This is a genomic window from Mycobacterium persicum (assembly GCF_002086675.1).
In the GTDB taxonomy this organism is placed as follows: Bacteria; Actinomycetota; Actinomycetes; order Mycobacteriales; family Mycobacteriaceae; genus Mycobacterium; species Mycobacterium persicum.
The window spans coordinates 1-9,579 of sequence record NZ_MVIF01000145.1; the positions used below are offsets into that span (position 1 = coordinate 1).

At 67.0% G+C, this 9,579-nt stretch carries 5 protein-coding genes and 1 pseudogene; 3 read left to right on the forward strand and 3 right to left on the reverse strand.

What is annotated here, in order from left to right; all coding sequences use genetic code 11:
* Window positions 1-500, forward strand: a pseudogene (locus BST40_RS26155) (LOG family protein); the annotation flags it as partial.
* A 59-nt stretch (window positions 501-559) separates the two neighbouring features.
* On the opposite strand, the gene BST40_RS26160 reads toward BST40_RS26155, so the two are convergent.
* Window positions 560-2,338 (reverse strand): adenylate/guanylate cyclase domain-containing protein, encoded by a 1,779-nt coding sequence (locus BST40_RS26160; protein WP_158006392.1) that lies wholly within the window; start codon window positions 2,336-2,338, stop codon window positions 560-562.
* A 193-nt stretch (window positions 2,339-2,531) separates the two neighbouring features.
* On the opposite strand from BST40_RS26160, the gene BST40_RS26165 reads away from it, so the two are divergent.
* Window positions 2,532-3,137 carry a Crp/Fnr family transcriptional regulator gene (locus BST40_RS26165; RefSeq protein ID WP_075549854.1) on the forward strand — a complete coding sequence of 202 codons (606 nt, stop codon included), beginning with the start codon at window positions 2,532-2,534 and terminating at the stop codon, window positions 3,135-3,137.
* Window positions 3,138-3,157: 20 nt separating this feature from the next.
* Here BST40_RS26165 and BST40_RS26170 read toward each other — a convergent pair whose 3' ends face one another.
* Together BST40_RS26170 and hrpA are read right to left on the reverse strand one after the other, a co-directional pair.
* Window positions 3,158-4,654 (reverse strand): FAD-dependent monooxygenase, encoded by a 1,497-nt coding sequence (locus BST40_RS26170; protein WP_258174287.1) that lies wholly within the window; start codon window positions 4,652-4,654, stop codon window positions 3,158-3,160.
* A gap of 169 nt (window positions 4,655-4,823) precedes the next feature.
* Window positions 4,824-8,786: an ATP-dependent RNA helicase HrpA gene (gene hrpA, locus BST40_RS26175; RefSeq protein WP_083156228.1), complete on the reverse strand. Its 3,963-nt coding sequence runs from the start codon at window positions 8,784-8,786 to the stop codon at window positions 4,824-4,826.
* 99 nt (window positions 8,787-8,885) lie between these two features.
* On the opposite strand from hrpA, the gene BST40_RS30945 reads away from it, so the two are divergent.
* Window positions 8,886-9,056: a hypothetical protein gene (locus tag BST40_RS30945; protein ID WP_162877386.1), complete on the forward strand. Its 171-nt coding sequence runs from the start codon at window positions 8,886-8,888 to the stop codon at window positions 9,054-9,056.
* The last annotated feature ends 523 nt before the right edge of the window (window positions 9,057-9,579 follow it).

Sequence of the window (9,579 nt, forward strand, 5' to 3'; positions counted from 1 at the left end):
AGATAGCCCAAACATTCGCCGGCACCGGGGGACGCAGCATCGCGGTTCCCACTTGGTACTACGGCAACGAACCATTGTCGCCGCTGGCTACCGACGTCGCCAAGTACTTCCAGAACAGCATTCGCGAAGACATCCTGCTGTCCCTGGCGGCCAACGGGATCATCTACACCCGCGGCGCGGCGGGCACACTGCAGGAAGTGTTTCAAAACGCCGCGCAGAACTACTACCCGAGAAATGCGGTGGCGTTCTCCCCGATGATCTTCCTCGGCCGGGAGTTCTGGACCGAGAAGCTGCCCGTGCTGCCGGTTTTGCAGGCCCTGTTCGTTGGCGGCAAGAAGCTGACACCGGAGGACTTTGACCAACTGGTGCGCATCGTCGATACCCCGGACGAGGCGGTCGACGCGCTGCTGCAGCAACGCCCGTCGCCGACGAAGATGATGGAGCGCATGCAAGCCGTCGGGTTCGGACCCCTGATGAAGGCCACCCGGCCAGTGACCTGAGCGAGTTCGGAGCCCGATATTGCGGGGCAGTCCTGGTCGTAATGGGCCGGAAGGTCCTGTTAGACAGGCTGATTCGATTCTTGCGAGGTCAGCAGACGCACAAAGCCGACGGGCGCGGCGAAGCCCTTGAGCATCACCGTCTCGTGCCGCTGGGGCACGTCGGCCACAATTTCCCGTACCGCCGGATCGTCGGCGACGGCGTGCGACAACACGATGTCGCCGCCGGCGCTCTGGCCCTGCAGGCGTGCGGCCATGTTCACCGTTGAGCCGAAGTAGTCGAGGCGATCGTTCAGCGTCACGACGACGCTGGGACCGGCATGCACGCCCACCTTCAGCACCAGGCCGCCGCCTGCATGTGCCGACGCGGAGATCGCCGCTTGCATGGCGAGCGCCGCGCGGACCGCTCGCGCCGGATCGGTGAATGAGGCCATGACCGCGTCACCGATCGTCTTGACCACCGCACCGTCATGCTCCCGCACGATCGCGGCCAGCAGCGTGAAGTGCTCGCGCACCAGGTTGTAGGCAGTGGCGTCGCCGACCCGTTCGTAGAGGGCCGTCGAGCCCCGCAGGTCTGTGAACAGCAACGCGACCTGGCTGACCCCCGCGTCGTCGCCCGGGCGCAGCGTCGCCTCGGCGAACAGATCGCGAAAAGCCTGCAGCGAGATCACTTCTGGCGCGGTTAACGTCTCGCGCGCCCACGTCCGGTCCTCAATCAAGGCTGCCAGCTCGAAGCCGGCGTCATTGACAAACGTCACACTACCCGGCGCGTTCTCCCGATCCGCGGCGTCCAGGATCTCGACGCCCGACCCGGTGATGCGCAGACCGGGAAACGCGCCGGACTGGTAATCGATGTCGACGAAACCGTTGGGATGCAGCGTGCGTAACCGATACGCGCCCGGAGGCAGGTCGACGGTCACGTCGCGCCGCTCCCCCGCAGCCAGCAGAACCTGTACGGCGACATGTTGCGTCTCCATCGGCCCCGACAAACAGAAGCGGCCGCCGGGCAATGGGCGCACCGTGGGCGCCGGCGCGAACGTCAGCTCGACGTTGCGCTCGAAGTCGCGATCGTAGTCGATGTTGCACGACGGGCAGTGCGCACCGTGGGGCAGCTCGGACAGGGTGGCGACGCTGACCTTGGTGCCGCGGCAGTTGGGGCACAGCAAATCCCACTTCATGCCGAGCAAGCCAACCTTCACCCCGGCAAGACACGCCTCGGTCGCAACGCGCGCAGGCACGCCGAGAGCGTTCGCCAGCGCCTTGGGCCGGAGCCGGGTCAGGTCGGTCGCCATGCCGTGCAGGACAAGGTCGGCGAGCCGCGCGCCCAGCCCGTTACCGTAAGGGCTGCGGTCTATTTCACCCGCCATCGCCGCAGCCCGCTCGGGGGCACCGGCGGGCAGTGTGGGCTCCGGCAACACGAACGGTGTCACGCGGTTGGGCGCATGATCGCCGTGAGCAAAGTCGACTGCCTCCAGGACGCGTTTTCCCACCGCTTCGCCCGCCTGGGCCGCAAGCCGCGCGCCGAAGAGACGGCCGACCAAACTCAGGGGCTCCCATTCGAGTGCATAGCTGACACGCGAGCCCCCGTTACCGTCTGGCTCGATATCGAAGACCGGGCCGAAGCGACGAAACGGCCCCTTGGTGAACACGCGTGATTGGCGGAAGTGCCGACCCGAGATCCACTCGTACGGCTTCTCCTCCCATTCCAGCAAGAAGCCCGCCACCCTGGCTTGCCCGCGGCGCCGGACCGTACCGTTGGCAAGTGGGGTCTCTTCGAGCGTGTAGGGCGGCAATCCGAGCGCTTCGTTGAACCGGTTGGTATCGGCCAGCAGCGGCCACAACTCATCCGGTGGCAGGTCGAATGTCCAGGTCCACGTACGACGCATCGACCGGAACTCTAGACCGGTGGCGGGCGGGATGCGAGGTGGCGCGACGCGTCAGGCGTGAATCGCCCGGGGTGCCGGCCCGGGAATCCACCGGAAACAGGGCGTAGGCTCCCCGATGCCGGATCACATCGCACGTCAGGAGCGCACTATGAAGTCGGATGCGGGATCTGGAGCAGACGCCCGTGACGGCGATTACGCCCATCGGCTACGCAAGTTCACCGCATTCGACAACTTCTCGGATGCCGAGCTGGAGCTGCTCGCCCGAGTAGCCCATCACACCTCGACGTCCAAGCCCTGGCCGATGATTCATGAGCAGACTCCGGCGGACGCCTGCTACATCCTGCTCAGCGGGGAGGCGCGGGTATACGTGGGCCGGGATCCCATTGCCGTGTTGGGCCCGGGTGAGGTGATCGGCGAATCTGTGCTTCGCCGTGGGAAACTGCGCTCTGCGACGGTAACGACGACCGGTCCGGCCGAGGTGCTGCGTATCGAGCGTGATGATCTCGCCAGATTGCTGGACGTGATTCCCGCGCTGCGTGAAACCATGGACGCAACGGTGGCGCGACATGCGCCGACGGTCGCTGTCCAGCCGGCTACGCCAAAGCCGACACGTGCCAAGGTAAACGCCTCGGTGCCAGCGGATCTGGTCGACCGGTTCGAGCAGGCCGCCAGCAGCGCCGGTGTGACCGTCGCGGCCGCGCTGGAGGATGCGCTGTCGCAGTGGATCGAACGAAACGGCACCGCGCAATCCTGAGGAAATCAGTCCGGCCGCTGCTACCCTGTCGAGGCGTTCACAGCACGCGGTTGCCCGAACCAGGCGGTCAGGGCCGCGCGCAGCTCCTGATCGGCGAGGCCCGCCACCCAGGCGATATGCCCGTCGGGGCGGATCAATACCGCGGCTGGCGGTGTGACCGCGCCGAGCACCGGAAGCTCCCATTTGCCAGCGTATTTCGCGTGGATCAGCTGGACTCGGTCCGCCCACCCGGTGATTTCGAAGGCGCCGGGCTCAGAAAAATTGAGTAGCACGGGACGGGCACGATGCAACAGGGTGAACACCCGGATTGGGCCGTCCAACGTGACTACGTCCAGATCGGGCATGCGGCGACCCAGCAGCGGATGCCCGTCACCAATCTCGTAACGGATGTCCAGGCCCGACATCATCGCGGCGAATCGCTTGCGGGGCTCGTCCATGCCGAGGAGTTCGGCAACGGTGTCGCGCAGAGCCTTGGTGCGGTCATCCAGGCGGCGAAGAAGGGCACCTTGCGCCATGACGTTGCGCAGCACACGGGCAGCAACCGGGTGACGTTCGGCATGGTAGGTGTCCAGGAGACCGTCGGGTGATATCTGGTTAACCACCTGACCCAGCTTCCATCCCAGGTTCACCGCGTCCTGCACACCGGTGTTGAGGCCCTGACCGCCAACCGGGTGATGCACATGTGCGGCGTCACCGGCCAGCAGCACCCGTCCGTTGCGGTAGGCCGCGGCTTGGCGCGCCATATCGGTGAACCTGGAAATCCATGCGGCCCTGCGGATCCCGTAATCCGTTCGGTATACCGCGACGAGTGCCTCGCGCAGATCGCGCAACGTGGGTTCGCCAGTACGTTGAAGGTTTTGCTCGGTCACCATGACGCGCACCGACGCCCCATCGTCGCTGCTGCTCAGCGCATGGACACCGAGCGCGTCGTGGCGGATGCCCCACTCCGGCTCCTCGCCTTTCCCGAAGGTCATTTCGACCTCGGCGATCAGGTAACTGGTTGTCGGATCCCATCCCGGAAAGTCGATGCCGGCTGCCTTGCGAACCACACTGCGTCCGCCGTCGCAGCCGACCAGATATTGCGCCCGCAGCAACCGGCCGTCGGCCAGCCTGACATCGGCGCCGCTCAGGTCTTGGACAATGCCGGTCACCTCACGCCGGCGATAGATCGGCACCCCCAGCTCGTCGACCCAGCCGGCCAAGATGTGCTCGATCTGGTTCTGCCACAACGCCAGCCCATACGGGTGCCGAGTCGGGAAGTCGCTGATATCCAGACGCATTTGCGAAAATCCAGCGACTTGGGCCAGCTGCCCCTGTGCGAGGAACCGCTCAGCAATTCCACGCTGATCGAGGACCTCGAGGGTACGGGAATGCAGACCGCCCGCGCGCGAGCCGATGAGCTGCTGGTCGGCGCGCCGCTCGATAACGGCAACGTCGGCTCCTGCCAACGCCAATTCGGCGGCCAACATCAGCCCGGTCGGTCCCGCCCCGGCCACCAGCACCGCATGGTCGGCCACCGCAGAGGCCTCTCGGCTCGACTCGCATGCCCCCGACCGCACCCGCAATTTCGCCCCCAAATTCCGTGAGTTTTCGCCCCGGCCAATGATTTTGCGGCATGACCGGGGTCTTGCCGCAAGCCCCCAGGTGCCGTATATCGTGAGAGTGGGAACTACAGCCGCTTCTCCATCAGGACCGCTGAGACCACACGGCGTCGATGGCGCGATAGATTCGCTGCTCGCTGACCGCCCGCGGCGTGCCGAGTTGCTGGGCCCACAGGCTGACTCGCAGCTCCTCGATCAGGCGCGCGATGTCCCGGACGTCCGCGGCCGCCGCCCGTGCCGCGGGCAGCCCCTGCAGCAGTTCGTGATAAGCGTCTTGCACGGCGTGCACCCGCCGCATCCGCTCACGGTCGGCCTCGATCGCGTACGGCAGCCTCTCCAGGCGCCGGCGGATGGCGGTCAGGTAGCGGGTGAGGTCGGCGAGACGCGCGCGTCCGGTCGCGGTGACCAACCCGGGCGGCAACAGCCGGTCCAGCTGGGTGCGGATGTCGGTGATCGCATCGGTCTGTGCCGCAGGCGGTTCGGCGCGCAGTAACAGCTGCACTTGCTGCGCGACGGACAACGCCTTTTCGACTCGGCCCACGATGTCGACGGTCATCGGCACGAGATCTTGCGCTACCCGATCGCGCAGCGAAGCGAACTCCGCACGTGTCCACACCGGCGCGGGCGCCAGCGCGTCCACCGCAGCGTCGGCGCAGTCGTCGAGCAACGCGGGCACGGAGCCGTCCGGGTTCGCGCCGAGCGTCAGGCGCGTCCGTGGATCCAGTTGGCGGTCAACGGCTTTGAGAGATGCGGTGACGCTCAATCGTAACAGCCGCCGGATGCCCGGACCCATTGCGCGTTCCTGCTCGACCGACGTGGCGAACACACGTAGGTCAACCGCGCCGCCCGCGTCGACGAACGCCGGAAAACCCCGCACGGTGCGCCCGTCGACCGTGCGCTCCACGACCCGCGGCACCTCGGGCAGATCGTCGGGCCAGGTGCGCAACCCGGTTCGTTGCACCTCCCCCGCGACCGCATGCGCAACAGCCTCGCGGGCCGGTGTCGCCAGCCGCTCCTGCAGCGCACCCAGATCCTTGCCGCGGGCGACCTCGGTGCCGTTTCGGGACTCGACGGCGAACGTCACTCGCAGATGGGGCGGCAGCTTCTCCAGGACGAAGGCGTCGATGGGCACCAAAACCCCGGAGCGACGGCGCAATTCGCGCTGCAACGCCGTCAGCAGCGGCTCCCGTTCCGGATCGATCCCGGCCAGCACGGCGCGGGCGGTATCGGGAGCGGGAACGAAGTTGCGGCGCAACTCTTTCGGAAGCGAACGGATGAGCGCGGTAACCAGTTCCTCCCGCAATGCCGGTACCTGCCAGGCGAACTCGTCGCCACCCAAACGCGTCAGCACGTCAATCGGGACGTGCACCGTGACACCGTCGTCGGCGGCGCCCGGCTCGAAGCGGTAGGTCAGCGACAACGCGACATCGCCGGTCCGCCACAGGGCCGGCCGATCGGCGGCGGCGGTATCCTCGGCGCGCAGTAGGTCGTCACGACTGAACGTGAGCAGATCCGGTGTCTGGTGTCGCTGCTTCTTCCACCACGCGTCGAAGTGGCGCGCCGAGACCACGTCGGCGGGAATGCGCGTGTCGTAGAGCGCGTAGACGTCCTCGTCACCGACGAGCAGATCGCGGCGACGGGCCCGCTCCTCGAGGTCCCCGAGTTCGGCCCGCAACCGTGCATTGTCGCCCAGGAAACGATGGCGGGTCTGCCAGTCGCCCTCCACCAGCGCGTGCCGGATGAACAATTCCCGCGCCACCTGCGGCTCGACGCGGGCATATCCGACGCGGCGGCGGGCCACCAGCGGCAGCCCGTACAGCGTCACCCGCTCGTAGGCCAGCACCTCACCGCGGCCGGCATCCCAGTGCGGTTCGCTGTAGGTGCGCTGCACCAGGTCGCCGGCGACCCGCTCCACCGCTTCCGGTTGGATACGCGCGGCGGTCCGCCCGTACAGGCGGCTCGTCTCGACCAGCTCTGCCACCACGACCCAGCGCGGTGGCCGCTTGGTGAGCACCGAGCCGGGCGCGAGGACGAACCGGGAATTGCGCGCGCCCAGATACTCGCGCGCGTCCTCCCGGCGCATCCCCACATGCGACAGCAACCCGGCGAGCAGCGCCGCGTGGATGCGGGCCGGGTCAACGTCGTCGTACTCGACCCCGGAGGCGGCCAGGCCCAGGTCGCGGGCGATGCTGCGCAGCTGCCCGACCAGGTCCTGCCACTCCCGGATACGCAGATAGTGCAGGAATTCGTCGCGACACAACCGCCGAAAAGCGTTGCCCGACAATTCTCTACGCTGCTCACGCAGATAATTCCAGAGGTTGAGGTAGGACATGAAGTCGGAGTTCTCGTCGGCGAAGCGGGCATGCCGCTGGCGGGCCGCCTCCTCGCGGTCGGCCGGGCGCTCGCGTGGGTCGGGGATGGTCAGGGCCGCAGCCAGCACCAGCACCTGCGGCACGCATCCCTCGGTCTGGGCCTGCAGAATCATCCGGCCCAGCCTCGGGTCGACCGGCAGCCGCGCCAGGCGGCGGCCCAGGTCGGTGATCGCGCCGTCGCGGTCGAACGCGCCGAGCTCCTGCAGCAGTTGCACACCATCGCGGATGCTGCGCCGATCGGGCGGGTCGAGGAACGGGAAGTTCTCGACATAGCCGGGTGGGGCACCGAGCTGCAACGCCGCCATCTGCAGCAGCACCGCGGCCAGATTTGTCCGCAGTATCTCCGGATCGGTGTAGCGCGGGCGAGCCGCGAAGTCGCGCTCGGAGTAGAGGCGGATGCACACGCCGGGGGCGAGTCGGCCGCATCGCCCGGCCCGTTGTGCGGCCGACGCTTGCGAGATCGGTTCGATGGGCAACCGCTGCACCTTCAGCCGGCGGCTGTAGCGCGAAATGCGTGCGTTGCCGGGGTCGACGACGTAGCGGATACCCGGCACCGTCAGTGACGTCTCGGCCACGTTGGTCGCCAGCACCACGCGGCGTCCGGTATGCGGCGCGAACACCTTCTGTTGTTCGGCGGTGGGCAGCCGGGCATACAGCGGCAATACTTCGGTATTTCTCAAGCCTGTCAAGGCCTCTGCGGTGTCGCGGATTTCGCGTTCACCGGACAAGAACACCAGGACATCGCCGGGCGGTTCGGCCTCGAGTTCACCGATCGCGTCGATGATCGCCTCGATTTCGTCGCGGGTCTCGGTGCGCACGATTTCGTGGTCGGGATCGTCGGGATCATCGTCGGTGCCGGGTGAAACGGCGACTTCCAATGGCCGGTAGCGGATTTCCACCGGGTAGCTGCGTCCGGACACCTCGACGATCGGGACGCTGAGCCCGCCGTCGGCTCCACCGAAATGCGCCGCGAAGCGCTGCGGCTCGATCGTCGCCGACGTGACGATCACCTTCAAGTCGGGGCGGCGCGGCAGCAGCTCGCGCAGGTAACCGAGCAGGAAGTCGATGTTGAGGCTGCGCTCGTGGGCCTCATCGAGGATCAGGGTGTCGTAGCGCAGCAGGCGGCGGTCACGCTGAATCTCGGCGAGCAGGATGCCGTCGGTCATCAGCTTGACCAGGGTGCGGTCACTGACCTGGTCGGTGAACCGGACGGCGTAGCCGACCACGTCACCAAGCGCAGTGTGCAACTCATCGGCGATGCGTTGCGCGACGGTGCGCGCTGCCAGCCGTCGCGGCTGGGTGTGTCCGATGGTGCCGCGGAGGCCGCGGCCGAGCTCGAGACAGATCTTAGGCAGCTGGGTGGTCTTTCCCGAACCGGTTTCGCCGGCGACGACCACGACCTGATGCTTCCGCACCGCGTCGGCGATCTCCTCCCGTCGTTCGCTGATCGGCAGGTCAGGATAGGTGATCGCGGGGACGGCGGCCTGCCGCGCGGCCACCAGAGCCTCGGCCGCGGCGATCTGGTCGGTGAGCTGTCGCAGCTTGTCGGGCTTGGCGCCGCGCAGATTCCTCAGGCGCCGGCCGAGGTACGCGGCGTCGCGGATGGTCAGGCCGTCGAGTCGGCTGCGCAACGTCGCCCCGGACGTTTCGATGGACGGCTCGGACACTCCGGCCAGGATAGGCGTGTTACCAACCGCGCACGGCAGGGTATGGGGTGGCGAGGGCTCGCACCAACGGCGGGCCAACCAGAAGATCTGACCTCAACGGAAGCGCTCATGACTGAATTCGATAGCGAGCAGCTGGACCACTCCCAGAAGCTGGAGAACATCGTCGACCGGCTCGATGAGAAGGTCGCCGACGAACGCGAAGCAGAAGGTGTTCCGGGCAAACCCAGCGACCGGGAACGTGCCGCTGCCGGTGGCTTGGAGGATGAGCCGCCGGACTAGCCGGCGCGCCGCGGATCGGCACCGGCCTGTATGCCTGCTGCGAAGCGCCATTTTGGGCAGGCGACGCATGGTGGGCGGCGGGATTGGTCAGCCGCCAGATTTGTGCACCGAATAGGGGTCCCCCGATCGGCGGACATGGTATTCATCCAACGTATCGGCCGATCGGCGGACAGACCGCCTTGGAGAGTAAGGGAAAGATAAGAAGAAATCCCTACCGCCTGGCATGGCTGAGATAGCGCATCGCCAAGAAGTGACGACGTTAGTGGCTGAAAACGGTTGTGGGACATCGCCTGCGCCTGGGTGTTCCGCATCGTGGCGGCCGGGGGTGAGCGGGTGCTCGGTGCTGGTTGATGGTGTGGGGTGGGTGGCGTGACGGTTTTGTTGGTCAATCCTCCGGGGGTGCGTGCCAACGGGCGGTCTTATGTCGGCGAGCAAAAACTCGGTGATCCGTGGGTGTATTCGTCGATGCCGATGGAGCATTTGGGGTTGATGGCGATCAAGGCTTACGCCAGGGCGCGTGGGC